Here is a 25766-nt window from a genome sequence, read left to right as displayed (position 1 = left end):
CGCTATGCTTGTCGGTTGAAGATCTCAAGACGCCGCGCGAGCGGCGCGACTGCCTCACGATACGTCTGATTACGTCTGATGCCGCGCGAGCGCGCGCGGCCTTTCCCCTTTCCTGGAGGAGTGGATCATGAACGAAGCAGTTCGGATGGAACGCGATACGTTCGGCGAGATCGCCGTGCCGGCCGACCGGCTCTGGGGCGCACAGACCGAGCGCTCGCTGCAGAATTTCCGGATCTCGACCGAGAAGCAGTCGCCCGAGCTGATCCACGCGCTCGCGATCGTCAAGCGCGCCGCGGCGGCCGTGAACCAGTCGCTCGGCGTGCTGGCCGACGACAAGGCGCGCGCGATCATCGACGCGGCCGACGAGATCATCGCCGGCAAGCATCCGCGCGAATTCCCGCTCGCCGTGTGGCAGACGGGCTCCGGCACGCAGACCAACATGAACCTCAACGAGGTGATCGCGAATCGCGCGAGCGAACTGCTGGGCGGCGAGCGCGGCGAAGCGCGCAAGGTTCATCCGAACGATGACGTGAACCGCGGCCAGTCGTCGAACGACGTGTTCCCGACCGCGATGCACGTCGCGGCCGCGTATGCGATCGTCAACCACCTGCTGCCGGCGCTGCGCACGCTGCGCACGACGCTCGACGCGAAGTCGAAGGCGTTCGCCGACATCGTGAAGATCGGCCGCACGCACCTGCAGGACGCGACGCCACTCACGCTCGGCCAGGAGTTTTCCGGCTACGTCGCGCAGCTCGACCAGGGCATCCGTCACGTCGAATCGGCGTTGCCGCACCTGTACGAACTCGCGCTCGGCGGCACCGCGGTCGGCACGGGGCTGAACGCGCATCCGGAGTTCGCGGTGCGCGTCGCCGATGAAATCGGCCGGCTCGCGAAACTGCCGTTCGTGACCGCACCGAGCAAATTCGAGGTGATGGCGGCCGCCGACGCGCTGGTGTTCGCGCACGGCGCGCTGAAGACGGTGGCAGCCGGCCTGATGAAGATCGCGAACGACGTCCGCTGGCTCGCGAGCGGGCCGCGCTGCGGGCTCGGCGAGCTGTCGATTCCGGAGAATGAGCCGGGCAGTTCGATCATGCCGGGCAAGGTGAACCCGACGCAGTCGGAAGCCGTGACGATGCTGTGCTGCCAGGTGTTCGGCAACGACGTCGCGGTGAACGTCGGCGGCGCGAGCGGCAACTTCGAGCTGAACGTATTCCGGCCGATGATCGCGCACAACGTGCTGCAGTCGGTGCGGCTGCTCGCCGACGGCGCGCAGAGCTTCAACGACCACTGCGCGGTGGGCATCGAGCCGAACCGCTCGCGGATCGACCTGCTGCTGAACGAATCGCTGATGCTCGTGACGGCGCTCAATCCGCACATCGGCTACGACAAGTCCGCGCAGATCGCCAAGAAGGCGCACAAGGAAGGCACGACGCTGAAGGCGGCCGCGCTCGCGCTCGGCTACCTGACCGAGGCGGAATTCGATGCGTGGGTACGTCCCGAGCAGATGATCGGGTCGCAGTAACGGCCGGAAGAGGCAGGACGACGGGCGCGGCGCGATGCGCGGCGCCCGCAGCGGTCAGACCGCGCCCTTCGCGACTTCTTCCGGCTTCATCTCGACGATCTTGTCGAGCGCGGCCCGCACGTCGGCCGCATATTTCGCGAGCACCTTCTGCTCGTCGGTCTCGGGCACGAACGGCGGCACCGGCACCGGGTTGCCGTTCTCGTCGACCGCGACGAACACGACCAGGCAATCGGTCGTCTGGCGCAGCATGCCACCCTTCGGATCGCCGGCATGCACGGACACATGGATATGCATGCTGGTACGGCCCGTCGCAACGACGCGCGCCTTCAGCTCGACCAGATTGCCGACCATGATCGGACGCTGGAATCGGATGTTGCCGACGCTGACCGTCACGCAATAGCGGCTCGACCAGACGGCCGCGCACGCATACGCGACCTCGTCGATCCACTTCATCAGCGCGCCGCCATGCACCTTGCCGCCGAAGTTCACGGACGACGGCTCGGCGAGGAAGCGGAAGACGGTTTCGGTGCGGTCGAGGGCGGCCGGTACGGGGGACGGTTGGGACATCTTGTTGGCTCCAGGCGGCAGGGGCGCTGTAATCGGGCCATTATACGTTGCGCTGCGGCAACGCGTCGCGGAGCGCCCCGCGTGGCGCGGCCGCCGGGGCGGTGCCCGGCGCACACGGCACCGGCACCGGTCAGCGGCGCACCGTGATGCCCTGATCGATCGTGCCGTACATCTCGATGCTGCCGCCGCGCTCGCCGGTCGCGCCACCGCCCTGCGCACAGGCCGCACAGACGAGCGCGGCCGCCAGCAAACAGAAAATCGTCTTCATCGTTGCGTCGTGTCACATGCGGCAGCCCGCTGCCGCCGCTTTCGGCCATTCTACGCGCGCGCCGCAAGCGGCCGCAGCCCGGTTCGCCGCATCGACGACGCCGGCGCCGCCGCATCCGACATTTCAGCCAACAGCGAAACATCGAATGCGCGCGCCCACTACACTGAAGATCATCCCGCCTGACGAGACACGACGATGACCGACCAAGACGACCACCACTTTCCGGGCCTGAGCCGCATCGGCTCACTGATCGCCGACCCCGGGCGCGCCGCGATGTTGTGGGTGCTGATGGACGGCAGCGCACGACCGGCGGGCGAATTGACGATGATCGCGGGGCTGTCGCCGTCCGCCGCAAGCGCCCACCTCGCACGCTTGACCGAAGGCGGCCTGCTCGCGCTCGACGTGCGCGGCCGGCACCGCTACTACCGGATCGCATCGGCCGATATCGCGGCCTCGCTCGAGGCGCTTGCGAACGTTGCCCGCGCGGCCGCGCCGCATCGCCCGGTTCCGTCGCCGTCCCGCACGGTCCCGGCCGAGCTGCGCTATGCGCGCACCTGCTACGACCACATGGCAGGCGAACTCGCAGTGCGCATCTTCGACGGGCTCACTGCGCGCGGCTGGCTGCTTGCCGACGGCGACGCGATCGAGGCCACCGAACTCGGCACCCAGGCGCTTGCACAATGGGGCATCGACGTCGCGCAGCAGCGCACGCGCCGGCGCCGCTTCGCGTGCGGCTGCCTCGACTGGAGCGAGCGTCGCTCGCATCTCGGCGGTGCACTCGGTGCAGCGCTGCTCGAGAGCTTCTGCGCGCACGGCTGGATCGAGCGCGCCGCACGACCGCGCGTGCTGCGCGTCACGGTGCCCGGACAGCAGGTTTTCGACGGGTGGCTTACGTCCGCTTGACGCCTGCATTGCGTCTGCACGACAACGGCGCGCGGTCGACAGGTTTTGTTACATCGCGTGCCATTCAACTTACAAAACACCGAGCATTGAAACAGGCCAAGCGGATATTGTGAACTCAACGGCACGAATCGACGCGCCGCGATAATGACGAAGACGCTCACCATGGCCACCCTGTTCACGCTCAAGCGAACCGCCCGCTGCACGCTGCTCGCGTTCGTTGCGCTTGCGGCACTGCCCCCCGCATTCGCGCAATCGGCCGACGCCCCGCCCTATTCGGCTGCGGCACGGCAACCGGGCGGCGATCCGCCCAGCCGTGTCGCGCGGCTCAATTACCTGTCGGGCGCCGTGACGACCGAACCGGCCGGCACCGATACATGGTCGTATGCCGCCGTGAACCGGCCGCTGACGACCGGCGACCAGCTCTGGAACGATGCCGGTGCGCGCTCGGAACTGCACATCGGCTCGACCGCAGTGCGGCTCGGCGAGTCGACGAGCCTGTCGGTGCTGAACCTTGACGACTCGACGACCCAGCTGAAAGTGGGACTCGGCACCGTATCGACCCACGTGCGCGATCTGCCGGCCGGTGGATCGTACGAAATCGACACGCCGAACCTCGCGCTCGGCATCACGGGCCCCGGCGACTATCGCGTCGACGTCGCACCGAACGGCGCGAGCACGACGGTCACGTTGCGTAGCGGCAGTGCGACCGCCTACGGCAGCAACGGCCAGTACCCGCTGTCACCGGGGCAGCAGGTCGTGTTCACGGGCACCGACCTGCAGGTCGCGCAGCAATCCGCTGCCCCGGGTCCCGACCCGCTCGACCAGTGGGCCGCCAGCCGCGATGCGGCCGAGGAGCGCTCGGTGTCGGCCCGCTATGTATCCCGCGACATTCCCGGCTACCAGGATCTCGACGCGAACGGCACGTGGCGCGAAACCCCGAACTACGGCCAGGTATGGGTGCCGAACGACACGCCGGCCGACTGGGCGCCGTATCACGACGGCCACTGGATCTGGCAGGCACCGTGGGGCTGGACCTGGGTCGACGACGCGCCGTGGGGCTTCGCGCCGTATCACTACGGCCGCTGGGCATACGTGGACGATAGCTGGGCCTGGGTACCGGGCCCGCTGGTCGTCAGCCAGCCGCCGGTCTATGCGCCGGCACTCGTCGCGTTCGTGGGCGGTGGCGGCGGCCCCGACTGGAGCGTCGCGCTCACGGTGGGCGGCGTCGCCGCAGCCGGCTGCGCGTGGTTCGCGCTCGGCCCGGGCGAACCGTGGCATCCGGGCTGGGGCGGCTGGAGCCCGCACTACTACGACCGCGTGAACCGCAACATCGTGGTGAACAACGTCAACGTGAACAAGACTGTGAACGTGACGAACATCACGAATATCACCAACATCAACAAGACGTACGTGAACTTCCGCGCGCCGCACGCAATCACGGCCGTACCGGCGTCTGCGTTCGTGCACGGCCAGCCGGTCGCGCACTTCTCGCAGCACGTCGATCCGCAGCAATGGCGCAATGCGCACGTCACGCCGGGTACGCCCGGCATTGCACCGGTACGCCAGAGCTTCACCGGCGGGCTGCGCAATGCGAGCTACCGTCCGCCGGCGGCGATCGCGCAGCACCCGTACGTCGCGACGCGCAATCCTGCCGTGCCGGCCGCGTATCGCGACCAGGCCGCGGCGCACCTCGCGCAGCAAGGCGGGCGCGTGCCAGGCGCCGGTGCGCCTGTCGTGAAGACGAACGTGCCGGCCGACTATACGGCGCGCCCGGTCCGCGTACCGGGCAAGCCGGGCGACGGCGCATGGGCGATGCACAACGTGCAGCTCGTGAATCCGCACGGCCCCGTCGTGCAGCCGGCTCACGCGTCTCGCGAAGGCCAGCCGGCCGCCGCGCAGGCCGGGCGGCCGGGGGCTCCGATGCAGGGAGCACCGATGCCGGGCATGCCGAATGCCGCGCGGCCGGCGAACGGCGAAACGCCCAACGCACCGCGTTTCGCCAACGGCGGCATGCCGCAGGCACCCGGCAACCCGATGCCGCATCAGGCCTTCGAGCCGGGCAACGGCGTCCCGCATCCACCGGTGGCGAACAACGGTCCGTCGGGCATCGGCAATGCGCACGCAGCCGAGGCGCCGTCGCCCGCGTGGATGCAGCCGCACACGCCGATGGAGCGTCAGCGCCCCGCTCCGCCCACCGCGCTGCATGCGGCGGGACAGAATGCGCTGCCGCCCGTGCGCAGCGCTGCGGTCCCGCGTCCGGAGGGCGTGCCGACGCCGCAGGACGCGCAGCCCGGCGGCCGCAACGAAGCGCCGCGCGCACTGCCGCAACCGCGGCTCGACAATACAGCGCAGATTCCGCAGCCGCGTCCGCGCCCCGATTTCCAGACGCCGGCCCAGCATGGGCAACCGCAACCGGAACGGGCGGCACCTGCGCCGCAACCGCGCCCCGAATTCGCGCAACCGGCGCCGCACCGCGAAGTCGCCCCGCCACGCGTGAACGAGTACCGGCCGCCGGCCCCCGCCGTGCATGACATGCCGCGCCCGCAACCGCAGGCGCCACGCATGGATCCACGGCCGCAACCCGCGCCGCGTATGGAGCCGCGGCCGCAACCGGCACCACGCATGGAACCGCGTCCGTCGATGCCCGCACCGCGCATGGAACCGCGGCCGCAACCGGCCCCGCACGTCGAGGCGCCGCGCCCGAGCAACCCGCCGCCGCAAGGCGGTCACGAAGAGCGGCATCGCCAGTAAGTGCCGCAAACGTGAAACAAAAAGGCCCGACCGGCATCAGCCGGTCGGGCCTTGTTTCTGTCGGGCGCGGATCGATGCATCCGCACGGCCCGGGTCGCGCGATCAGACCGCCATCGGCGCGGTCAGCGGCTCATGGTGTCGATAGCCGACGAGCGAGAAATCGGACGGCTCGATCTGCTCCAGCCACTCGGGCGCGTAGACGCCCGTCTTCGCGTATTCCGGCACACGCTCGGCGATCTCGAGCCGCGGGCTGTCGTAAGGCTCGCGCGTGAGCTGGCGCTGCAGCATGTCGAGCTGGTTCTCGTAGATGTGCGCGTCGCCGATGAAGTACGTGAACCAGCGCGGCGTGTAGCCCGTCAGCCGGCCGACGAGCGACAGCAGCGCGGCCCCTTCCGTCAGGTTGAACGGCGTACCGAGGCCGACGTCGTTGCTGCGGATGTACAGGCAGAGCGAGATCTCGCGCGTCGTCGCATTCGGCAGGAACTGGTACAGCAGATGGCACGCGGGCAGCGCGATCTCGTCGAGCACGGCCGGATTCCACGCGTGAAACAGGATGCGCCGGTCGGACGGGTTCTCCATGATCGTGTCCAGGCACTGGCGCAGCTGGTCGATCGCCTTGTACAGCAGCACCTTCGGCGCGCCGTCTTCTTCGAAACGCGTGACGATCCGGAAGCCGCGGCGCGTCGCATCGGCGATCTGCGCGTCGGCGCCCGCGTCGAGCACCTTGTAGCCCGGCCACTGGCGCCATTGCACGCCGTACACGTCGCCAAGATCGTCGACGCCCTGGCGATACGGGTTCGCGAGCCACTGCGCGTTCTCGTTCGCGTTCGCGTCCCACACCTTGCAGCCAAGCGCGCGGAAATCGGCCGCGCTGCGCGACGCGCGCAGGAAGCCGACCAGCTCGCCGATCGCGGACTTGAACGCCAGCTTCTTGGTCGTCACGGCCGGGAAGCCTTGCTGCAGGTCGAAACGCAGCATCGCGCCCGGCATGCTGATGGTGCGGATCCCCGTGCGGTTCTCCTGCCAGGTGCCGGTATCGAGAATGGTACGAACGAGATCGAGATACTGTTTCATGCGGGTTCCTTCGGCCGCGAGGGCGGCCGTACCCGCCAATTTTAGCAAGCGTGGTGAGGAAGCTCCGGCAACGGCGCCGAAAACCCTGCCAGCGTGTCGCCGCGATCGCGCATGCCGTGCGCGCACATCAGCCGGTAGAGCGTGACGCGCGACACGCCGAGTTCGCGCGCCGCATCCGCGAAACGGCCCCGATGACGCAACAGCGCCTGCTCGATCGCCTGCCGCTCGGCCGCCTCACGCGCCTCCAGCAGCGACACGGGCGCGAGCGTCGCGAAGTCGTTCAGCTCGAGATCGGCCGCGGTGATCATCCGGCCCTCCGACATGACGATCGCGCGGCGCACGCGATTGATCAGCTCGCGCACGTTGCCCGGCCATGAATAGCCGTACAGCGACGCGACCGCGTCAGGGGAAAAGCCGCGCAGGCGACGATGCGCGTCGCCCTTGAAACGCTCGAGCATGTGCCGCGCGAGCACCTCGATGTCCTTGCCGCGCGCACGCAATGGTGGCTCTTCGATCTTCAGCACGCACAGGCGATGGTACAGATCCTCGCGGAACCGCCCTTCGCGCAGCGCCGCTTCCATGTCCACGTGCGTCGCGCAGATCACGCGCACATCGACGGGCACCGACACGTGGGCCCCCAACCGCTCGATCTTGCCTTCCTGCAGGAAGCGCAGCAGGCTGGCCTGGCTTTCGAGCGGCAGGTCGCCGATCTCGTCGAGAAACAGCGTGCCGCCGTTGGCGGCCTCGACGCGGCCGATCTTGCGCTGGTTCGCGCCGGTGAACGCGCCGCGCTCATAGCCGAACAACTCGGCCTGCAGCAGCGTCGACGGAATCGCACCGCAATTGATCGCGATGAACGACGCCTGCGCGCGCGACGAACGCTCGTGAATCGCGACCGCCGTCAGCTCCTTGCCCGTACCCGATTCGCCCGAGATGAACACCGGCGCGTCGGTGGCCGCGACGCGGCGAATCGTCCTGAAGAGCCCGAGCATCGCATCGCAGGTCCCCACCATTTCGCCTTCGCTGCGTCCGGTGCCGACGGGCGGCGCGACGGGTTCGGTCAGCGCGACCATGCCGTGCGCATGACCGACGGTCTCGACGATCCGCGACGTCTCGTACGGCATCGTCACGTAGTCGAAACAGTAATCGCGAATGAGATGACGCAGCGTAGCGTCCTGCAACTGGCCGCGGCGCGTCGCCGCGATCCAGCCGATGTGCTGAATGCTCAGACAGGATTCGAGTTCGCGCAGGTCCGAGGGTTTGAAGCCCGGCGAAAAATCGAGCAGCCCGGCCGTTGCGACACCATGCTGCACGACGCGCCGTACATCTCGCACGGTCTCCGCGAGATCGACACGCCAACCGCATTCGTCGAAATGGCCGCGCAACGCGTCGTTCGGTTCGCGCGAATAGTAGATCACGTGCCGCTGATCGGCTCCCATATGCTCACCCCGTTCATCAACCGTCTAACGATTGCCGTGCACGCCACGTCACGTGCGAAAAGGATCGAATCGGGTCAGCCAAAGGTGGCTCGATTCGCCATGCCGATGCGCGGCGACGACAAAGCCTCGCATGATGGCGCTTATCTCGCGTCCAGTTATTTTGTGATCCAGACAGCTTGGTTATAGGCACTGAATACGACAATCCGATTTCAGCGCGGTGGGCGATGCGGCCGAATCGCTCAGGAGGTCGATGCATGTCAATCGTCTGCACATAGCCCCCGCGCAGCGATACGCTCTGCCATCAACACATGCGGCGATTTTCGTCCTTGAAGCGTATCGATTGAATCCGCAGTATTCCCGAGCCCCCTCGTTTCAGGCCTGAAACATTTTCAGCCGTTTTTCGACACAATTCGCAACGCTTGCGCACGAATCGCAGTCTCGACAATGGTCCCGGCGCGATGGCATGCATTTCGCTGAATATGAAAACCGTCGGAGACAGCGACCATGCGAAAACATCTGTTACTTTCTTTCGTGCCGATGGCCATTGCGGTCGCGGCAGCCGGCCCGCCCACGCCCGTCCGCGCAGACGAAAGCACGAATCCGGATCGCGCCATGCTGCTTGCGGCAAACGCGCCGGACATGCAGCCCGTCAACGGGTTCGGCATCGTGACCGTGTCGTCACCGCAACCGCTGCCGGCCGGCAGGACTTTCGTGACGCTGTGGGACGAGATCCCGCCGCCGCCCCTGTTACCGATGCCGCTCCCGGTACCGCAGCCGGGCGACGTGCAGCACGCGATGGAAGGCACCACGCAAGACACGACGCGTCAGTGATGCATCGGCCGATCCATTTGATAAGGATGACATATTGATCTGAGCAGACCTGACCGCATCGGTCAGATGCCCGCGTCATCGATCTCGCAACACGAAACGGTTTTGTGCTCCGTCCCCCGGCGGGCACTCTTTTTATTCATTCCATCGCCGCGACGCATTGCTTCGAGCGTCGCGGCGCGCAGCGCAGAAAGACGGACGCGCGCGTCCGGAACCGGCACCCGCCGCCGTTCCGGTAGAATCGGCGCCATTCCGGTTTTCCTCTCCCCGACCTTCATGACGACGTTGACCCTGATCGTCGCGCGTGCCCGCAACGGCATCATCGGCCGCGACAACCAGTTGCCCTGGAAACTTCCCGAGGATCTCGCCTTCTTCAAGCGCACGACGATGGGCGCACCGATCGTGATGGGCCGCAAGACCCACGAGTCGATCGGCCGGCCGCTGCCGGGCCGCCGCAATATCGTCGTCACGCGCGACGCGACGCGCCGCTTCGACGGCTGCGATACGGTCACGTCGCTCGCCGACGCGCTCGCGCTCGCCGCACGCGACGGGGTGCCCGAAGCGTTCCTGATCGGCGGCGCGCAACTCTACACGGAAGGCCTCGCCCTCGCCGACAAGCTGGTCGTCACCGAGATCGATGCCGACTTCGACGGTGACGCGTCGTTCCCGGCGCCGGACGCCGCGCACTGGCAGGAAGTGTCGCGCGATGCGCACCAGGCGGCCGCGCCGAACACGTTCGGCTATGCGTTCGTCGTCTACGCGCGCAAGCGCGGCTGACGCGTCGCGCACAATGAAAAAAGCCCGACCGGCTCACGCCGGTCGGGCTTTTTCGTTTGATGGCGGCCAATGCCGCGCGCCGCTTACTGCCCGGCGATCGTCATCTGCTCGATCAGCACCGAGCCCGTTTCCTTCGTGCCGCGCACGATCGAATCGGCGCCGATCGCGACGATATGGCGGAACATTTCCTGCAGCGTGCTCGCGACCGTGATTTCCTCGACCGGATACTGGATCACGCCGTTCTCGACCCAGAAGCCCGCCGCGCCGCGCGAATAGTCGCCCGTCACGTAGTTCACGCCCTGCCCCATCAGTTCGGTCAGCAACAGGCCGGTGCCGAGCTTCTTCAGCATTGCGTCGAAATCGTCGCCCGCCTGCGTGTTCGAGCTGCGCAGCGCGAGGTTGTGCGAGCCGCCTGCATTACCGGTGGTCTGCGTACCGAGCTTGCGCGCCGAATAGGTCGACAGGAAGTAGCCTTCGACGACACCGTCCTTGACGACGCTGCGCGCACGCGTGCGCACGCCTTCCTCGTCGAACGGTGCGCTGCCCATCGCGCGCGGCACGTGCGGATCCTCGACGACCTGGATGTGCGGTGCGAACACCGGCTTGCCGAGGCTGTCGACGAGGAACGACGTCTTGCGGTACAGCGCGCCGCCGCTCACCGCCTGCACGAACGCGCCGAGCAGGCCGGCCGCGAGCGGTGCTTCGAACAGCACGGGCACCTTGCGGGTGTCGAGACGGCGCGCACCCATTCGCGCAAGCGCACGCTCGGCCGCGTAACGGCCCACCGCTTCGGGCGCCGCGAGATCGCTCGCGCTGCGCTTCGACGAATACCAGTCGTCGCGCTGCATATGACGGCCGCTGCCCGCGATCGGCGCGCAGGCGATGTAGTGGCGCGAATACGGGTAGCCGGACAGGAAGCCGCGCGACGTCGCGAGCACGAACTGCGAATGCTGGGCCGACACGCTCGCGCCTTCCGAATTGCGGATCTGCGGGCTGACCGCGAATGCGGCGTCTTCCGCGCGGCGGGCAAGCTCGACGGCCTCGTCGGCCGTCAGCGCCCACGGGTGGTACAGATCGAGGTCGCGCGGGTCGGTTTCGAGCAGCTCGGCCTCGGCGAGACCGGCCGCCTCGTCTTCGGCCGTGAAGCGCGCGATGTTGTAGGCGGCGGCGACGGTATCCTTGATCGCGCCCGGCGAAAAATCCGACGTGCTCGCATTGCCGCGCTTCTTGCCGATGAACACGGTCACGCCGACCATCTTGTCGCGGTTGTGCTCGATCGTTTCGACTTCGCCGCGGCGCACCGACACCGACAGGCCGTCGCCCTCGGAGATTTCGGTCGCGGCGTCCGTCGCGCCGAGCGCCTTCGCATGGCGAAGGATGTCCGAGGCGATTTCTTTGAGCTGGTCCTGCGTGTGCGGGAAATAGCGCGCTTGTACGTCGAGATTGGCTGCCATCGTCGTGATATCCGGTGGCGGGCGGGCGCCCGCATGTTCAAAATGTTGCGTATCCCGCGATCATAGCAAGGTCCGGGGCCGGACACCGACAAGCTTGGGGTGTCCGCGGCGCGATACAATGCCGTCCATGACACGCAAAACCCGAATCCAGCCGATCGAGCATGCCGTCGAAGACGACGACAATGGCTACGATCGTCCCAGCAAATCCCAGTTGAAGCGCGAGATGCACGAGTTGCAGGTGCTCGGCCAGGCCCTTGTCGATCTGCCGAAAGACGCGCTGAAACGCATGCCGATGCCCGAAAGTCTCGCGGACGCCGTTCGTGAGGCCCGCCGGATCACCGATCACGAAGGCAAGCGCCGCCAGCTCCAGTACGTCGGCCGCGTGATGCGCTCGCTGACCGAAGACGAGACGGCCGCGCTGCGCACCGCGCTCGACGCGCAACGCGGCGTGAACAAGGCCGCGACGGCCCGCCTGCACTGGATCGAACGCACGCGCGAACAGTTGCTCGCGAACGACGACGCGCTGACCGAATTCCTGCGCCAGCACCCGGAAGCCGATATCCAGGAAGGCCGCACGCTGATCCGCAACGCACGCAAGGAAGCGCAGCAAGGCAAGCCGCCGCGCTATTTCCGCGAGCTGTTCCAGTGGATCAAGACCGCTGGCGGCACGTCCAATGCGGACGACGAAGCGGCGGACGACGCCGGAGACGACCATGACGACGACGAAGCGTAACCACCCGGACGAGCTCGTCGTCGGCCTCGTGTCGATCAGCGACCGCGCGAGCACGGGTGTCTACGAGGACAAAGGCATTCCCGCACTGCAGGAGTGGCTCGCCGGCGCGCTGGTGTCGCCGTGGCGCGCCGAAACGCGCCTGATCCAGGACGATGCGCCCACGATCTCCGCCACGCTCGCCGAGCTCGTCGACGTCGCCGGGTGCGACCTCGTGCTGACGACGGGCGGCACGGGCCCCGCGCGCCGCGACGTGACGCCCGAGGCCACGCTGGCGGTGGCGACGAAGGAAATGCCGGGATTCGGCGAACAGATGCGGCAGATCAGCCTGAATTTCGTGCCGACCGCGATCCTGTCGCGGCAGGTCGCGGTGATCCGCGAGACGGCCGACCATGCGGCGCTGATCATCAACCTGCCCGGCCAGCCGAAATCGATCCGGGAAACGCTCGAAGGGCTGCGCGATGCCGACGGCAAGTCGACCGTGCCCGGCATCTTCGCCGCGGTGCCCTACTGCATCGACCTGATCGGCGGCCCGTACATCGAGACCGACACCGCGGTGGTCGCGGCGTTCCGGCCGAAAAGCGCTCAACGCGCACCGCGCTGAGCGCGTGCCGGCCTGCTCAGGCAGCCGGCGCGGACTCGCCTGCCGAAGCCGACGCGGCCGGAATCAGGAAATGCTCGCGGTAATACTTCAGCTCGTCGATCGACTCGTGGATGTCCGCGAGCGCCGTGTGCATCGCACGCTTCTGGAAGCCCTTGTAGATCGCGGGCTGCCAGCGACGGCACAGCTCCTTGAGCGTGCTGACGTCGAGGTTGCGGTAGTGGAAGAACCGCTCGAATTCGGGCATCCAGCGCGCCATGAAGCGGCGGTCCTGGCAGATCGAGTTGCCGCACATCGGCGACTTGCCGGGCGATACGTACTGCGCGAGGAATGCCTGCAACTGCGCAGCGGCTTCCGCCTCGGTCACGGTCGACGCGCGCACGCGATCGATCAGGCCCGAGCGGCCGTGCGTCGACTTGTTCCAGTCGTCCATCTTCGCGAGCGTTTCGTCGCTCTGGTGGATCGCGAACACGGGGCCTTCGACGGCGATGTCGAGCGTGGAATTGGTCACGACGACCGCGATCTCGATGATGCGGTCGTTATCCGGGTCGAGGCCCGTCATCTCCATGTCGAGCCAGACGAGATTCAACTCGTTGCGCACGAGCGCGGGCTGGCTGGTGGAAGCGGCGGTATCGGTCATGAGTCATCCTGGAAAATGGCGGACGGCGCGCGGCGCCGCCCGAGCGGCCGGCATCGCAACAGCGGGCCCGGTCCGCAAGAACATATAATTCTCGCATAGAACCCTTTGGCCCCTTCGATGTCACCCTTTTCGTTCACCCTGCTGTTCGCGCTCGCCGTGCTCGCGATGGTCGTCACCAAGCTGTGGCTCGCGTCGCGGCAGATCCGCTTCGTCGCGGCGCACCGCAATGGCGTGCCCGCGCAGTTCAGCGCAACCATCCCGCTGACCGCCCACCAGCGCGCGGCCGATTACACGGTCGAGCGCACCCGGCTGACGATGCTCGAGATCGTCGTCAGCGCGGCCGTGCTGATCGGTCTCACGCTGCTCGGCGGCGTCGGCGCGCTCGACACGCTGCTCACCGGCTGGCTCGGCCGCGGCTACGGGCAGCAGGTCGCGCTCGTCGCTGCGGTGCTCGCGATCACGGGCGTCATCGACGTCCCGTTCGAGTATTACCGCCAGTTCGGGATCGAACAGCGCTTCGGCTTCAACCGGATGACGAAGCGGCTGTTCTTCACCGACATGCTGAAAAACTCGCTGCTCGGCGCCACGCTCGGCCTGCCGCTGCTGTTCGTCGTGCTGTGGCTGATGAACCAGGCCGGCAGCCTGTGGTGGCTGTGGACCTGGATCGTCTGGGTCGCGTTCCAGATGCTCGTGCTGCTGATCTACCCGACCTTCATCGCACCGATCTTCAACAAGTTCGAGCCGCTGAAGGACGACGCGCTCCGCGCACGCATCGAGTCGCTGATGAAGCGCTGCGGCTTTGCGGCCAAGGGGCTGTTCGTGATGGACGGCAGCCGCCGCTCCGCGCACGGCAACGCGTACTTCACGGGCTTCGGCGCGTCGAAGCGGATCGTGTTCTTCGACACGCTGCTCGCGCGCCTGTCCGGCCAGGAAATCGAGGCCGTGCTCGCACACGAACTCGGCCATTTCAAGCGCCGCCACGTGATGAAGCGGATGCTCGTGTCGTTCGTGCTGAGCCTCGTGCTGCTCGCGCTGCTCGGCTGGCTCGCGCAACGCACGTGGTTCTACACGGGGCTCGGCGTCACGCCGTCGCTCGACACGAGCAACGCGGGCGCCGCGCTCGTGCTGTTCTTCCTCGCGATTCCCGTGTTCCTGTTCTTCGCGACGCCGTTCGGCAGCCTCACGTCGCGCAAGCACGAATTCGAGGCCGATGCCTTCGCGGCCAGCCAGACCGACGCGCAGGACCTCGTCAGCGCACTCGTGAAGCTCTATGAGGACAACGCGTCGACGTTGACGCCCGACCCCGTCTACACGGCCTTCTACTACTCGCATCCGCCTGCGTCGCAGCGGATCGACCGCCTGCTGCAACACGCATGAGCCGCCCGACTTCCCGCAAGCCGACCCCGCGCGCGTCGAACGCGCAACGGGTCGAAGGCCGCGTGATCGCGGCGCACGGGCGCCACTACATCGTCGCGCCCGACGACGGCGGCCCGATGCTGCAGTGCTTCCCGCGCGGCAAGAAGAGCGATATCGCGGTCGGCGACCGCGTCGTGTACGAACTCGCATCGGCCGACCAGGGCGTGATCGTCGAGATCGGCGAACGGCGCAACCTGCTGTACCGCTCCGACCAGTTCAAGTCGAAGCTGTTCGCGGCCAACCTCGACCAGTTGCTGATCGTGCTCGCGACCGAGCCCTATTTCAGCGAGGACCTGCTCGGCCGCGCGCTGATCGCGGCCGACGCGAACCAGCTGAAGCCGCTCGTCGTGCTGAACAAGATCGACGTCGAAGCCGCGCTGCCGGTCGCGCGCGAGCGCCTCGCGCCCTACCGCGCGCTCGGCTACGACGTGCTCGAGCTGTCGGTGAAAGGCGCGCCCGACGACGCGCGCGCGCAGCTGATGCCGCACCTCGCCGGGCATTCGACGATCCTGCTCGGCCAGTCCGGGATGGGCAAGTCGACGCTCGTGAACCTGCTCGTTCCCGATGCCGAAGCCGCCACGCGCGAGATTTCGGCCGCGCTCAACAGCGGCCGTCACACGACGACGTTCACGCGCCTCTACCCATTGGAGGGCGGCGGCGCGCTGATCGATTCGCCGGGCTTCCAGGAATTCGGTCTCTACCATCTGACGGAAGGCCGTCTCGAGCGCGCCTTTCCGGAGTTCCGGCCACTGCTCGCCGACTGCCGTTTCTATAATTGTCATCACCTGCACGAACCCGGCTGCGCGATTCTCGAAGCCGTCGCCGACGGCCGCATCGCACCGTCGCGGCATGCGCTCTATGCGCAGCTCGTGCACGAGGCGAGCCAGATCGTCCGCTGATCGCGCGGCACGCGCGCGGCGGCCAGCCGGTGCCATGCGGGCCGGCTTTCATCGACAGGAGCCGCGATGCGTTTCAAGGCACCCGATCTCGCGACGGCGCAGCATTGGGCCAACGTGCTTCAGGTGGCCGGCATCGGTTGCGAGCTGCATAACTGCTACGCGACCGGCGCGCTCGGCGGCCTGCCCGCCGACGCATGCACGCCCGAGCTGTGGCTCGACGACGAACGCGACGACGCGCTCGCGCGCCGGCTCCTCGATGCCGCGTCGCACGGTCCGTCGGCCGATGCCGCGCCGTGGCGCTGCCGGCAGTGCGGCGAGGCGCTCGAAGCCCAGTTCACCGCATGCTGGCAATGCGGCGCCGTACGCGACCCGCGCGACGACTGACCCACAGCAAAAAGGCCGGCATCAGCCGGCCTTTTGCCTTTCATCGGGTACCGCACTGCCCCGTCACGACACCCAGACGGCGAGTGTCAGCATCAGCAGCAGAATCATCCACAGGATCACTGCGCGCCAGACAAGGCCAACCGCGGATTGCAGCGTACGCGGCGTGCAATCGTCACCGACCGTCAACGGGCCGCTGTCGCCGACCGCCAGCGCATCGAGGCTCGACGGTTCCGCGAGCGGGCCCGCGAGGCGTGCGCCGAGCGCTCCGCTGCCGGCGGCCAGCAGGACGCCGTCGTTCGGATCGGGCCACTGGCGCGTGTGGTTGCGCCACGCGTAGATCGCGTCCTCGAAATTGCCGACGATCGCGAAGCCGAGCGCGGTCAATCGCGCGGGAATCCAGTCGATCACGAAGAACGCACGTTGCGCGAACGTCGAGAAGGCCGCCGTGCGGTCGTCGCCCGGCGTCGACCAGCTGCGCGCGAGGTATTCGGAGATCCGGTACAGCACGGCACCGGCCGGGCCGATCGGCAGCACATACCAGAAGAACACGCCGAACACGTGGCGATGGGACGCGACGACCGCATGAATCAGCGTATGGCGGACGATTTCGCCGACCGGCATGTCGACCGTGTCGATGCCGGTCCACTCGTGCAGGATTTCGCGCGCACGCGGCACGTCGTCGTTGTTGAGCGCGAGGTGGATATCGGTGAAGTAGTGGCTGAACTGGCGGAAGCCGAGCGTGAAGTACACGACGACGACGTTCCAGATGAATGCGAGCACGAAGCTCACCTTGTACAGCAGGAAATAGATCAGCGCGACGATCAGCACCCACGGCAGCACGACCGCGAGCCATGCGAGGATGCCATGCTTCTGCTTGCCTGCGTCGAGACCATGCGCGACGGTTTCCGCGTGAAACTGGAACAGCGCGAACACCGGATTGTTCGGCGACAACGCGCGGACCTGTTCGATGATGAGAGCGAGGAGAACCGAGAAGAAAGTCATGCGTGTGCCGTCTTCGGAGTTATGTCATTTTTTGCATAACGATAGCACAGCGTCAGCCTGGCATGATTGCCGGCGCGGTCGCCCGGCTGCCGGCCGCGCGCGCCAGCCGGCGCGCGGCATCAGCCGGCGGCCAAGAAGCGGTACAGATTGCGCAACATGCCGGCAGTTGCGCCCCAGATGAAGTAATGCCCGCCGGGTTCGCCATTTGGATAGGGCATCGCAAAAAAACGACGCTCGCCGCCTTCCCAGCGGAACACACGGACCTGATGGTTCGCGGGATTCATCAGGAACGCGAGCGGCACCTCGAAAATCTCGGCCACTTCGAACGTGTCGGCCTGCACGGTGAACGGTGGATGCACGAGGCCGACCACCGGCGCCACGCAGAAGCCCGTGCCGGTCAGGTAGTCGGGCAGCGCGCCGAGGATCTCGACACGCTCGTCTGCCAGCCCGATCTCTTCCTTCGCCTCGCGCAACGCGGTGGCAGTTGCATCGCGATCGAACGGTTCGCGACGACCGCCGGGGAAGCTGATCTGTCCGGCGTGGTCGTTCAGGTGGTCGGCGCGCTGGGTCAGCAGCATGGTAAGGCCGGACTCGCGGACGACGAGCGGCACGAGAACGGCCGCGCTGCGTGGATCGACGCCCTCCTGCAGCCTCGCCTCGTCGGGCTCGACGCTCCATTCGAGCGTGCGCGCGAAACGGTCACGCAGGCCGGATGGCGTCATCAGACGGGAATCAATGGCCGGCAGGCCGGCACCGGTGCCTTCGACCGGCAGGACTTCGGGATCGATGATGGGGCGGCGATTCAATGGGGCTCTCGGGGTCGTGTCGTATCGAGCATATTGTCGCGCCAGAATGAAAAAAGCACCCGGGTGGGTGCTTTTTCCTTACAGCTCTTACTCTTGGGAAGCTGCTGCGGCGCGATCCTTCGACACCAGCTTTTCCTTGATACGAGCCGACTTGCCCGAACGCTCGCGCAGGTAGTACAGCTTCGCACGACGCACATCACCGCGACGCTTCACGACGATGCTTGCCAGCAGCGGCGAGTACGTCTGGAACGTACGCTCGACGCCTTCGCCCGACGAGATCTTGCGGACGATGAAGTTCGAGTTCAGACCACGGCTGCGAATCGCGATCACGACGCCTTCGTAAGCCTGAACGCGCTTGCGGTTACCTTCAACCACGTTCACGTTCACGATCACCGTATCGCCCGGGGCGAAGTCGGGGATCGTCTTGCCGGCGAGCGCGCGCTCGATTTCTTCCTGCTCAAGTTTTGCGATCAGATTCATTACTGACTCCTTATGCCATCGTGTCGGCGTTGGCACCCGCCTGCTTCCAGGCCTGGCCCCGATAGAGGATGGATTCACATCAGGCGCCGCACACGCATGCGCGGCACCGCCAATTCCCGCTCGCGCAGCCGCCTCAGGAGGCGTTTTTCGCTTCGCGTGCGAGGTTCGCAAGCCATGCCTCGTCGGCCCGGCTCAACAACTTTTCGCGGCGCGCCCGGACGATCAGGTCCGGCCGCTTCCGCAGCGTATTCCTCAATGCTTCCTGACGCCGCCACCGCTCGATCTCGGCATGATGCCCGCCGAGCAGCACGTCCGGTACACGCACGCCGTCGTATTCCTCGGGGCGCGTGTAATGCGGACAATCGAGCAGGCCATCGGCAAAACTGTCCTGCACGGCCGACAGTGAATCGTTCAGCACGCCGGGCAGCAACCGCACGACGGCATCCATCATCGCCATCGCCGGCAATTCCCCGCCGGACAGCACGAAATCGCCGAGGCTGATTTCCTCGTCGACGCAACGATCGAGCAGGCGCTGGTCGATCGCTTCATAGCGGCCGCACAGCACGACGACACCGGGTTCCTGCGCCATCCGCACCGCGCGATCGTGCGTGAGCGGTGCCCCTTGCGGCGACATCATCACGACACGCGTGCTCGCGATGCCCTGTTCTGCCTGCGCCGCTTTCGCGGCATCGATCGCAGCTTCGAGCGGCCTGGCCAGCATCACCATGCCCGGACCACCGCCGTACGGACGATCGTCGACCGTGCGGTAGTTGTCCGTCGTGAAATCACGCGGGTTCCAGGTGCGCAGCCCGAAGCGCCCTTGCTTGACGGCCCGGCTGGTGATCCCCCAGTCGGTCAGTGCACGAAACATCTCGGGGAAGAGCGTGACGACGTCGAACTGCACCGCGCTCTCGGTAACCTGGTTCATTTCAGTAATCGGCTTCCCAGTCGACGACGATGCGACGCGCCGCCTGATCCACCGTTTTGACGTATACGCCGACGAACGGAATCAACCGCTCATCGGTGGTCGGCTGACCGTCTTTGCCGGTCGCCGGATATTCGACACGCATGATCGAATGCACGCCATTGTCGATCATCCCGCTCACCTTCCCGAGTGCCACCGATTGCTCGTTGACGACGTCGAGACCGATCAGGTCGACCCAATAGAATTCGTCCGCGGCCAATGCCGGGAAATCTTCCCGGCGCACGAACACGCGAAAGCCACGCATAGCCAGCGCGGCATCGCGGTCGCAGACGCCCGCGGGTTGCGCAACGACGGTGTCGCTGTGCGTCTTCGACTGCATGATGCGGACGGAAAGCCGCTCCGCACCGCGTTCCAGCCACCAGCGGCGCGCGTTGAGCAGCGCATCGCCGCCGCGACCGGCGTCGGCATGCGTCGCCACCTTGACCCAACCCTTCAGGCCATAGGCGTCGACCACCGCCCCGACCTCGACGGCATCGTCGGGCCAGGCTTGTGCCACTTCGAGACTGCCCTGCTCGGCAGCCTGACCGGCGTTCGCGACAGCGTCGCGCTCGACCGGCTTGCGGACGAATGCGCCAAACGACGCACGCCCGCGCCTTGCATTACCGGAATCGTGACCCGCCATCAATGCTCCTTACAGCCGGCACGACCGGCACACCGTGCCACGTTAGGCAGCCGGTTGCGCCTTTTGCGCTTCCTTCACGAGACGCTGAACGGTCGGCGACAGTTGTGCGCCAACGCCTTGCCAGTACGTCAGGCGATCCTGAGCGATACGCAGCGATTCGCCCTTCGTAGCGACCGGGTTGTAGAAGCCGACGCGCTCGATGAAGCGGCCGTCACGACGGTTACGCGAATCGGTAGCAACGATGTTGTAGAACGGGCGCTTCTTCGAGCCGCCACGAGCCAGACGGATGATAACCATATGATGTCCTTCGGGAAAACCGGGTTCGAAACTACTGAAACACGCGATTATAGCCGGAAATCAGAGGTACAACAAACACTTACGCGTAAAAAATCCGTGGGAGGCCTGTCCGCCGGGCATACAATCGTCGTGTCCGGGACGTTCCACACCGTCATGCCGCCCCTTCGCGCCGCCTCGACGCGCCGCGCGCAGCACCGTTTCGCGGCGCTGCTTGCCGGCCTTGCCTGCCTCGCGTCCGCACTGGCGTTTGCCGCGCCGTTGCCGGTGGACCAACTCGTCGTCCCGCCCGGCTTCCACATAGAAGTGCTGACCGACGCGGTACCGACCGCCCGCGAAATGGCATGGTCGCCGCGCGGCATCCTGTATGTCGGCACGCGGGAAGGCCGCGTGCATGCGTTCGTGATGCACGAGGGCCGGATCAGCGCCCGCTACGTGATCGCGTCCGGGCTCGACATGCCCGTCGGCGTCGCCTACCGTGGCGGCGCACTCTATATATCCGCCGTATCGCGCATCCTGCGTCTCGATCATATCGACGACCGGCTCGCCGCACCACCCGCCCCCACCGTCGTCACCGACGCGCTGCCGTCCGAGCACCATCACGGCTGGAAATTCATCGCGTTCGGGCCCGACGGCAAGCTGTACGTGCCAACCGGCGCACCGTGCAACGTCTGTCTCGCCGATCGCAGCCGCTACGCGATCATCGCACGCATGAAGACGGACGGCAGCGGGAGCGAGGTCGTCGCCCGCGGCGTACGCAATACGGTCGGCTTTGCGTGGCACCCCGATTCGGGCGAGCTGTGGTTTACCGACAACGGGCGCGACATGATGGGCGACGACGTGCCCGACGACAAGCTGAACCGCGCCCCGCGGGCCGGCCTCGACTTCGGCTTCCCATACTGTCATGGCGGCGACACGCCCGACCCCGAATTCGGCAGCGCCGACGTATGCCGCCGCTATGTGCCGCCCGTATTGAAACTCGGTGCGCACGTCGCGGCACTCGGTATGCGCTTCTATACGGGGCCGATGTTTCCAGCGTCGTATCGCAATAACGTGTTCATCGCCGAACACGGCTCGTGGAATCGCAGCGCGAAGGTTGGCTACCGCGTGATGCGCGTCGTCGTCTCGGCGGACGGCAGCCAGGCGCGCCAGACCCCGTTCGTCACGGGCTGGCTGCGGTCCGACGGCACGGTATGGGGACGCCCGGCCGACGTGCTGCCGCTGCCGGACGGCTCGCTGCTCGTCAGCGACGACTATGCGGGCGCAATCTACCGCGTGACCTATGCGGCACCTTGACGCAGGACAGGGGTGACCGGGCCCGACCGGGCATCGTAGAATGCGTGCCGGGCCGCGCGCCCGCGCCGGCCCGCCGGCCGCCCATGCCAACGACAATACGCCGCCATCCATGTCCAGCAGCACCGCATCGTCCCGCCGCTTTCGCTCCAAGACGCTCACCGCCGCCCTCGCGTTCCTGTTCGGCTCGCTCGGCGCGCACCGCTTCTATCTATATGGCTTTCGCGACGTATACGGCTGGGCGCACCTGCTCGCGACGATCGTCGGCATTCCGGGCTTCCTCTTGCTCGCCGCGACCCAGCGCAGCGCCAGCCTCGGCTGGTGGCTCGCGGTACCCGGCGCAATCTCGCTGCTGGCGGCGTTCCTCGCCGCGCTCGTCTATGGGCTGCGCCCCGACGAAAAATGGGACGCGCAATTCAACGCGGAGACGGGCAAGCACAGCAAGTCGGGATGGACCGTGATCTTCGTGGTGATCTTCTCGCTGCTGATTGGCGCGTTCCTGCTGATGACCGCCCTCGCGCTGTCGTTCCAGACGTATTTCGAGTCGCAGGTCGAAGCGGCCAAGCAGATTTCGCAGTAAGCGCAACGAACGCGCTCCACCGGCACCCCGCGTCGGCTTGGCGCGCCGGTCAGAACAGGTTCAATTGCATGTCGTCGCGCGACTGGTTCGACCGCGTGCCGGCCGAACGAACCGCAACGTGCGGCACCGGCGCCGCGGCAACCGGCGCACCGCGAAACTGCGACAGATCGAGAATGCCGTTCGTGCGCTCGTTCAGCCCGAGCCGCTTGACGGCCTGGCGGAAGCGCTGCCGCAGCAGGTCGGCCCAGATCCCCTCGCCCTTCATCCGTTTCGAGAAATCCGAGTCGTAGTCTTTCCCGCCGCGCATGTCGCGCACGCGGTTCATCACGCGCTCCGCACGGTCGGGAAAATGCGCGGCAAGCCAGTTCTTGAACAGCGGCGCGACTTCCCACGGCAGCCTCAGGATGATGTAGCTCGCATACGTTGCGCCGGCTTCCGCGCACGCCTCGAGCACGCGCTCCATGTCGGGCTCGGTGACGAACGGAATCATCGGGGCAATGCTCACGCCGACCGGCACGCCCGCCTCGCTCAGCGCACGGATCGTACGTAACCGTCGCGCCGGCGTCGCGGCGCGCGGCTCGAGCGTGCGCGCGAGATCGGCATCGAGCGTCGTGATCGTGACCGCCGCCATCACCTGCCCGCGTTCGGCCATCGGCGCGAGCAGGTCGAGATCGCGCTCGATCAGCGACGACTTCGTGATCGCAGCGAACGGCAACCCGCGATCGTGCATCACCTGGATCACGCTGCGCGTGATGCGCAGGTCGCGCTCGACCGGCTGATAGGCGTCGGTGTTGACGCCGAGCGCGATCGGCTCCGGCACGTAGCGCTTGCGCGAAATCTCGCGCTCGAGCAGTTCGGCCGCATTGACCTTCGCATAGATACGGCTTTCGAAATCGAGCCCCGGCGACAGGCCGAGATAACTGTGCGTCGGCCGCGCGAAGCAGTAGATGCAGCCGTGCTCGCAGCCGCGATATGGATTGAGCGATACGCTGAATGGGATGTCGGGCGACTGGTTGTGCGTCAGGATGCTCTTCGCGCGCTCCTCGAATACCTGCGTGCGCAACGGCGCGGGAAAATCGGTATCGTCCGACTCGTGCGTCCAGCCGTCATCGACCGCTTCGCGCTGCGCGATCTCGTATCGCCCCTGCAGGTTGTCGACCGCGCCGCGCCCCTTGCGGGGCACGGGCGGCGCTACCGGAAATTCGTTGTCGGATCGATCGTCCATGTGCCCACTCATTTACCTGCGCCCAATACTGTACATTTATACAGTATTGGGCGCAGCATGCCAAGGGTGGGATAAAGGGCTCGACGGCCTGCGGCAGGCGCGTCAGTCGCCCACCGCGATCGTCAGCGTCTCCTTGATTTCTTCCATCACGACATAGCTCTTCGACTGCACGGCGCCGGGCAACTGCAGCAGGATGTCGCCGAGCAGCTTCCGGTAGTCGGCCATCTCGCCGATCCGTGCCTTGATCAGGTAGTCGAAGTCGCCGGACACGAGATGGCATTCCAGCACCTCGTCGATCTTCATCACTTCCCGGCGGAATTGTTCGAACATGTTGCCGCCCTTGTGGCCGAGCGTGATCTCGACGAACACCAGCAGCGCGGCATCGAGCTGGTGCGGATCGACACGGGCGTGATAGCCGGTGATCACGCCGTCGCGCTCCATGCGTCGCACACGCTCGATGCACGGCGTGACGGTCAGTCCGACCTGTTCCGCGAGGTCTTTCATCGCCATCCGGCCGTCGTCCTGGAGCAGTTTCAGGATGCGCCGGTCGAGCTTGTCGAGCGAGCGTACTGGCTGACGTTGCGTTCTCATTTGTTTATGCTGAAAACCTGAAAAATACGATAACAAAACCTACACATTCGACAATACCATAGCGCAAAAAACTAGATCAGCTAGAGGTTACACGGAGACGCAGGTGCGCCCGGCCTCGATCTGGTCCCTTCCATCTGGAGCAGCTATGCGAGTCGTCATTCTGGGCAGCGGTGTGGTGGGCGTGGCAAGCGCGTATTACCTCGCGCGCGCCGGTCATGAAGTCACGGTGATCGACCGGGAGGCCGGCCCGGCACTCGAGACGAGCTTCGCGAACGCAGGCCAGATCTCCCCTGGCTATGCCGCGCCGTGGGCCGCGCCCGGCGTGCCGCTGAAGGCCGTCAAGTGGATGTTCGAAAAGCACGCGCCGCTCGCAATCCGCCTCGACGGCACGCGCTTCCAGCTCCAATGGATGTACCAGATGCTGCGCAACTGCACGGCCGAGCGCTATGCAGTCAACAAGGGCCGCATGGTCCGCCTCGCCGAATACAGCCGCGACTGCCTGCAGGCACTGCGCGCCGATACCGGCATCCAGTACGAAGGCCGCACGGGCGGCACGCTGCAGCTGTTCCGCACGCAGCAGCAACTCGACGGCGCGGCGAAGGACATCGCCGTCCTGCAGGAAGCGAACGTGCCGTTCGAACTGTTGTCGCCGGCCGATCTGAAGCAAGCCGAACCGGCACTCGCCGCCGTCTCGCACAAGCTGACGGGCGGCCTGCGCCTGCCGGGTGACGAAACGGGCGACTGCCAGCTGTTCACGACGCGCCTCGCAGCGCTCGCGGAATCGCTCGGCGTGAAGTTCCGCTACAACACGCCGATCGATGCGCTCGCGATCGCGGGCGGCAAGATCGCCGGCGTGCAGTGCGGCAGCGAGACGGTGCGCGCGGACGCGTACGTCGTCGCGCTCGGGTCGTACTCGACCAGCTTCATCTCGAACCTGATGAAGATCCCCGTCTATCCGCTGAAGGGCTATTCGATCACCGCGCCGATCGTCAACGCAGCAGCCGCGCCCGTGTCGACCGTGCTCGACGAGACCTACAAGATCGCGATCACGCGTTTCGACCAGCGCATCCGCGTCGGCGGCATGGCGGAAATCGTCGGCTTCGACAAAAATCTGCGCGCCGCGCGCCGCGAAACGCTCGAGATGTGCGTGAACGACCTGTTCCCGGGTGGCGGCGACACGTCGAAGGCAACGTTCTGGACGGGCCTGCGCCCGATGACGCCGGACGGCACGCCGATCGTCGGCCGCACGCCGGTGTCGAACCTGTTCCTGAACACCGGCCACGGCACGCTCGGCTGGACGATGTCGTGCGGCTCGGGCCAGCTGCTCGCAGACCTGATCTCGGGCAAGATGCCCGCGATCCAGGCCGACGACCTGTCGGTGCATCGCTACCTGAAGGACGTGGCCGGCCAGACGCGCCCGGCATACGCCTAAGCCGACGCCGCCCGCAGCCATGCGGGCTAGCCGGCATCGAAAAAAAGGCGCCCCTGGGAGCGCCTTTTTCATTTCATCGAACCGTCAGCCGATCAGAACTGATCTTCCGTCAACACGAGCACGCCCTCGCTGCCCTTCGTGCCGACAACAGCATGTCCTTGACGGGGGCGTGATAGCTCATGGTGCGTCGCCTCTCTCTTCTG

Annotated in this window: 28 protein-coding genes; 13 read left to right on the top strand and 15 right to left on the bottom strand. The window is 66.6% G+C overall.

Annotation, left to right across the window (positions count from 1 at the left end; all coding sequences use genetic code 11):
- Positions 1-127: 127 nt before the first annotated feature.
- Positions 128-1522, top strand: coding sequence for a class II fumarate hydratase (fumC, locus tag QZM67_RS24780; RefSeq protein WP_043181919.1), 1395 nt, complete (start codon positions 128-130; stop codon positions 1520-1522).
- A gap of 54 nt (positions 1523-1576) precedes the next feature.
- Here fumC and QZM67_RS24775 read toward each other — a convergent pair whose 3' ends face one another.
- Together QZM67_RS24775 and QZM67_RS24770 are read right to left on the bottom strand one after the other, a co-directional pair.
- Positions 1577-2089 (bottom strand): acyl-CoA thioesterase, encoded by a 513-nt coding sequence (locus tag QZM67_RS24775; protein WP_039370920.1) that lies wholly within the window; start codon positions 2087-2089, stop codon positions 1577-1579.
- Positions 2090-2219: 130 nt separating this feature from the next.
- A complete protein-coding gene (locus tag QZM67_RS24770; protein WP_175023156.1) occupies positions 2220-2357 on the bottom strand; it encodes a hypothetical protein in 138 nt (45 codons plus the stop codon).
- A 195-nt stretch (positions 2358-2552) separates the two neighbouring features.
- Here QZM67_RS24770 and QZM67_RS24765 point away from each other — a divergent pair, with 195 nt between their 5' ends.
- Together QZM67_RS24765 and QZM67_RS24760 are read left to right on the top strand one after the other, a co-directional pair.
- On the top strand, positions 2553-3260 hold the full coding sequence (locus tag QZM67_RS24765) for a helix-turn-helix transcriptional regulator (protein WP_175023154.1): 708 nt from the start codon (positions 2553-2555) through the stop codon (positions 3258-3260).
- Positions 3261-3422: 162 nt separating this feature from the next.
- Positions 3423-6011, top strand: coding sequence for a DUF6600 domain-containing protein (locus tag QZM67_RS24760; RefSeq protein WP_301807331.1), 2589 nt, complete (start codon positions 3423-3425; stop codon positions 6009-6011).
- 102 nt (positions 6012-6113) lie between these two features.
- On the opposite strand, the gene QZM67_RS24755 is transcribed toward QZM67_RS24760, so the two are convergent.
- On the bottom strand, positions 6114-7085 hold the full coding sequence (locus QZM67_RS24755; RefSeq protein WP_301807329.1) for a thymidylate synthase: 972 nt from the start codon (positions 7083-7085) through the stop codon (positions 6114-6116).
- 41 nt (positions 7086-7126) lie between these two features.
- Positions 7127-8524 carry a sigma-54 dependent transcriptional regulator gene (locus QZM67_RS24750; protein ID WP_175023150.1) on the bottom strand — a complete coding sequence of 466 codons (1398 nt, stop codon included), beginning with the start codon at positions 8522-8524 and terminating at the stop codon, positions 7127-7129.
- A 504-nt stretch (positions 8525-9028) separates the two neighbouring features.
- On the opposite strand from QZM67_RS24750, the gene QZM67_RS24745 reads away from it, so the two are divergent.
- On the top strand, positions 9029-9355 hold the full coding sequence (locus QZM67_RS24745; RefSeq protein ID WP_301807326.1) for a hypothetical protein: 327 nt from the start codon (positions 9029-9031) through the stop codon (positions 9353-9355).
- Positions 9356-9417: 62 nt separating this feature from the next.
- Here QZM67_RS24745 and QZM67_RS24740 read toward each other — a convergent pair whose 3' ends face one another.
- Complete coding sequence (locus tag QZM67_RS24740) at positions 9418-9603, bottom strand: hypothetical protein (protein WP_301807324.1); 186 nt, start codon at positions 9601-9603, stop codon at positions 9418-9420.
- A gap of 25 nt (positions 9604-9628) precedes the next feature.
- On the opposite strand from QZM67_RS24740, the gene QZM67_RS24735 reads away from it, so the two are divergent.
- Positions 9629-10129, top strand: a complete 501-nt coding sequence (locus QZM67_RS24735) for a dihydrofolate reductase (RefSeq protein WP_043181911.1) — start codon at positions 9629-9631, stop codon at positions 10127-10129.
- A gap of 83 nt (positions 10130-10212) precedes the next feature.
- Here the strand turns inward: QZM67_RS24735 and pmbA are convergent, their stop codons facing one another.
- Positions 10213-11583 carry a metalloprotease PmbA gene (gene pmbA, locus QZM67_RS24730; protein ID WP_301807320.1) on the bottom strand — a complete coding sequence of 457 codons (1371 nt, stop codon included), beginning with the start codon at positions 11581-11583 and terminating at the stop codon, positions 10213-10215.
- Positions 11584-11710: 127 nt separating this feature from the next.
- Here pmbA and yjgA point away from each other — a divergent pair, with 127 nt between their 5' ends.
- Together yjgA and mog are read left to right on the top strand one after the other, a co-directional pair.
- Entirely contained in the window at positions 11711-12316 is a 606-nt protein-coding gene (gene yjgA / locus QZM67_RS24725; protein WP_301807318.1) for a ribosome biogenesis factor YjgA, read from the top strand.
- Complete coding sequence (mog, locus tag QZM67_RS24720; protein ID WP_051889796.1) at positions 12297-12917, top strand: molybdopterin adenylyltransferase; 621 nt, start codon at positions 12297-12299, stop codon at positions 12915-12917. Before yjgA ends, mog begins: the two co-directional genes overlap by 20 nt.
- Before the next feature lie 16 nt (positions 12918-12933).
- Here mog and orn read toward each other — a convergent pair whose 3' ends face one another.
- Positions 12934-13554: an oligoribonuclease gene (gene orn, locus QZM67_RS24715; protein WP_031399981.1), complete on the bottom strand. Its 621-nt coding sequence runs from the start codon at positions 13552-13554 to the stop codon at positions 12934-12936.
- 117 nt (positions 13555-13671) lie between these two features.
- Here orn and QZM67_RS24710 point away from each other — a divergent pair, with 117 nt between their 5' ends.
- From QZM67_RS24710 to QZM67_RS24700, 3 genes are all read left to right on the top strand, one after another.
- Positions 13672-14931 (top strand): M48 family metallopeptidase, encoded by a 1260-nt coding sequence (locus QZM67_RS24710; RefSeq protein WP_301807310.1) that lies wholly within the window; start codon positions 13672-13674, stop codon positions 14929-14931.
- A complete protein-coding gene (gene rsgA / locus QZM67_RS24705; RefSeq protein ID WP_175023144.1) occupies positions 14928-15869 on the top strand; it encodes a ribosome small subunit-dependent GTPase A in 942 nt (313 codons plus the stop codon). The genes QZM67_RS24710 and rsgA overlap by 4 nt, the downstream gene beginning before the upstream one ends.
- Before the next feature lie 66 nt (positions 15870-15935).
- Entirely contained in the window at positions 15936-16253 is a 318-nt protein-coding gene (locus QZM67_RS24700; RefSeq protein ID WP_301807307.1) for a DUF2007 domain-containing protein, read from the top strand.
- A gap of 63 nt (positions 16254-16316) precedes the next feature.
- On the opposite strand, the gene QZM67_RS24695 is transcribed toward QZM67_RS24700, so the two are convergent.
- From QZM67_RS24695 to rpsP, 6 genes are all read right to left on the bottom strand, one after another.
- Positions 16317-17255 (bottom strand): CobD/CbiB family protein, encoded by a 939-nt coding sequence (locus QZM67_RS24695; protein ID WP_043181898.1) that lies wholly within the window; start codon positions 17253-17255, stop codon positions 16317-16319.
- Positions 17256-17374: 119 nt separating this feature from the next.
- The gene (locus QZM67_RS24690) at positions 17375-18061 is read right to left on the bottom strand and encodes a CoA pyrophosphatase (RefSeq protein WP_175023142.1); all 687 of its coding nucleotides are present in this window, start codon (positions 18059-18061) and stop codon (positions 17375-17377) included.
- Between the two features lie 87 nt (positions 18062-18148).
- Positions 18149-18541, bottom strand: coding sequence for a 50S ribosomal protein L19 (gene rplS / locus QZM67_RS24685; RefSeq protein WP_089450137.1), 393 nt, complete (start codon positions 18539-18541; stop codon positions 18149-18151).
- A 133-nt stretch (positions 18542-18674) separates the two neighbouring features.
- On the bottom strand, positions 18675-19469 hold the full coding sequence (gene trmD, locus QZM67_RS24680; RefSeq protein ID WP_043181891.1) for a tRNA (guanosine(37)-N1)-methyltransferase TrmD: 795 nt from the start codon (positions 19467-19469) through the stop codon (positions 18675-18677).
- A gap of 1 nt (position 19470) precedes the next feature.
- Positions 19471-20148: a ribosome maturation factor RimM gene (gene rimM, locus QZM67_RS24675; protein WP_301807306.1), complete on the bottom strand. Its 678-nt coding sequence runs from the start codon at positions 20146-20148 to the stop codon at positions 19471-19473.
- A 42-nt stretch (positions 20149-20190) separates the two neighbouring features.
- Positions 20191-20445, bottom strand: coding sequence for a 30S ribosomal protein S16 (gene rpsP, locus QZM67_RS24670; protein ID WP_006476550.1), 255 nt, complete (start codon positions 20443-20445; stop codon positions 20191-20193).
- A 153-nt stretch (positions 20446-20598) separates the two neighbouring features.
- Between rpsP and QZM67_RS24665 the strand changes: the two genes are divergently transcribed.
- Positions 20599-21738, top strand: coding sequence for a sorbosone dehydrogenase family protein (locus QZM67_RS24665; protein WP_301807304.1), 1140 nt, complete (start codon positions 20599-20601; stop codon positions 21736-21738).
- Between the two features lie 109 nt (positions 21739-21847).
- The gene (locus QZM67_RS24660) at positions 21848-22315 is read left to right on the top strand and encodes an NINE protein (protein ID WP_089450672.1); all 468 of its coding nucleotides are present in this window, start codon (positions 21848-21850) and stop codon (positions 22313-22315) included.
- 49 nt (positions 22316-22364) lie between these two features.
- Here the strand turns inward: QZM67_RS24660 and QZM67_RS24655 are convergent, their stop codons facing one another.
- The gene (locus tag QZM67_RS24655) at positions 22365-23552 is read right to left on the bottom strand and encodes a PA0069 family radical SAM protein (RefSeq protein ID WP_301807302.1); all 1188 of its coding nucleotides are present in this window, start codon (positions 23550-23552) and stop codon (positions 22365-22367) included.
- A 90-nt stretch (positions 23553-23642) separates the two neighbouring features.
- Positions 23643-24131 carry an Lrp/AsnC ligand binding domain-containing protein gene (locus tag QZM67_RS24650; RefSeq protein WP_011351353.1) on the bottom strand — a complete coding sequence of 163 codons (489 nt, stop codon included), beginning with the start codon at positions 24129-24131 and terminating at the stop codon, positions 23643-23645.
- Between the two features lie 145 nt (positions 24132-24276).
- Here QZM67_RS24650 and QZM67_RS24645 point away from each other — a divergent pair, with 145 nt between their 5' ends.
- Positions 24277-25563: a D-amino acid dehydrogenase gene (locus QZM67_RS24645; RefSeq protein WP_043181884.1), complete on the top strand. Its 1287-nt coding sequence runs from the start codon at positions 24277-24279 to the stop codon at positions 25561-25563.
- Positions 25564-25766: the final 203 nt, after the last annotated feature.

It is taken from the genome of Burkholderia sp. AU45251 (assembly GCF_030482905.1).
Classification (GTDB): domain Bacteria; phylum Pseudomonadota; class Gammaproteobacteria; order Burkholderiales; family Burkholderiaceae; genus Burkholderia; species Burkholderia aenigmatica.
The sequence above is the reverse complement of the archived record's forward strand: the minus strand, read 5'-3'. Positions and strand labels throughout refer to the sequence as shown.

Bases quoted from the DNA above. Each gene is read 5' to 3' on its own strand.
- QZM67_RS24750 (WP_175023150.1), bottom strand. From the start codon at position 8,524: ATGGGAGCCGATCAGCGGCACGTGATCTACTATTCGCGCGAACCGAAC.
- QZM67_RS24700 (WP_301807307.1), top strand. From the start codon at position 15,936: ATGCGTTTCAAGGCACCCGATCTCGCGACGGCGCAGCATTGGGCCAAC.
- rsgA (WP_175023144.1), top strand. From the start codon at position 14,928: ATGAGCCGCCCGACTTCCCGCAAGCCGACCCCGCGCGCGTCGAACGCG.
- QZM67_RS24695 (WP_043181898.1), bottom strand. From the start codon at position 17,255: ATGACTTTCTTCTCGGTTCTCCTCGCTCTCATCATCGAACAGGTCCGC.
- trmD (WP_043181891.1), bottom strand. From the start codon at position 19,469: ATGAACCAGGTTACCGAGAGCGCGGTGCAGTTCGACGTCGTCACGCTC.
- QZM67_RS24770 (WP_175023156.1), bottom strand. From the start codon at position 2,357: ATGAAGACGATTTTCTGTTTGCTGGCGGCCGCGCTCGTCTGTGCGGCC.
- QZM67_RS24760 (WP_301807331.1), top strand. From the start codon at position 3,423: ATGGCCACCCTGTTCACGCTCAAGCGAACCGCCCGCTGCACGCTGCTC.
- fumC (WP_043181919.1), top strand. From the start codon at position 128: ATGAACGAAGCAGTTCGGATGGAACGCGATACGTTCGGCGAGATCGCC.
- QZM67_RS24650 (WP_011351353.1), bottom strand. From the start codon at position 24,131: ATGAGAACGCAACGTCAGCCAGTACGCTCGCTCGACAAGCTCGACCGG.
- QZM67_RS24735 (WP_043181911.1), top strand. From the start codon at position 9,629: ATGACGACGTTGACCCTGATCGTCGCGCGTGCCCGCAACGGCATCATC.
- rpsP (WP_006476550.1), bottom strand. From the start codon at position 20,445: ATGGTTATCATCCGTCTGGCTCGTGGCGGCTCGAAGAAGCGCCCGTTC.
- orn (WP_031399981.1), bottom strand. From the start codon at position 13,554: ATGACCGATACCGCCGCTTCCACCAGCCAGCCCGCGCTCGTGCGCAAC.
- rplS (WP_089450137.1), bottom strand. From the start codon at position 18,541: ATGAATCTGATCGCAAAACTTGAGCAGGAAGAAATCGAGCGCGCGCTC.
- mog (WP_051889796.1), top strand. From the start codon at position 12,297: ATGACGACGACGAAGCGTAACCACCCGGACGAGCTCGTCGTCGGCCTC.
- QZM67_RS24775 (WP_039370920.1), bottom strand. From the start codon at position 2,089: ATGTCCCAACCGTCCCCCGTACCGGCCGCCCTCGACCGCACCGAAACC.
- QZM67_RS24645 (WP_043181884.1), top strand. From the start codon at position 24,277: ATGCGAGTCGTCATTCTGGGCAGCGGTGTGGTGGGCGTGGCAAGCGCG.
- QZM67_RS24660 (WP_089450672.1), top strand. From the start codon at position 21,848: ATGTCCAGCAGCACCGCATCGTCCCGCCGCTTTCGCTCCAAGACGCTC.
- QZM67_RS24665 (WP_301807304.1), top strand. From the start codon at position 20,599: ATGCCGCCCCTTCGCGCCGCCTCGACGCGCCGCGCGCAGCACCGTTTC.
- pmbA (WP_301807320.1), bottom strand. From the start codon at position 11,583: ATGGCAGCCAATCTCGACGTACAAGCGCGCTATTTCCCGCACACGCAG.
- QZM67_RS24765 (WP_175023154.1), top strand. From the start codon at position 2,553: ATGACCGACCAAGACGACCACCACTTTCCGGGCCTGAGCCGCATCGGC.
- QZM67_RS24740 (WP_301807324.1), bottom strand. From the start codon at position 9,603: ATGGCGCCGATTCTACCGGAACGGCGGCGGGTGCCGGTTCCGGACGCG.
- QZM67_RS24745 (WP_301807326.1), top strand. From the start codon at position 9,029: ATGCGAAAACATCTGTTACTTTCTTTCGTGCCGATGGCCATTGCGGTC.
- rimM (WP_301807306.1), bottom strand. From the start codon at position 20,148: ATGGCGGGTCACGATTCCGGTAATGCAAGGCGCGGGCGTGCGTCGTTT.
- QZM67_RS24655 (WP_301807302.1), bottom strand. From the start codon at position 23,552: ATGAGTGGGCACATGGACGATCGATCCGACAACGAATTTCCGGTAGCG.
- QZM67_RS24755 (WP_301807329.1), bottom strand. From the start codon at position 7,085: ATGAAACAGTATCTCGATCTCGTTCGTACCATTCTCGATACCGGCACC.
- QZM67_RS24710 (WP_301807310.1), top strand. From the start codon at position 13,672: ATGTCACCCTTTTCGTTCACCCTGCTGTTCGCGCTCGCCGTGCTCGCG.
- yjgA (WP_301807318.1), top strand. From the start codon at position 11,711: ATGACACGCAAAACCCGAATCCAGCCGATCGAGCATGCCGTCGAAGAC.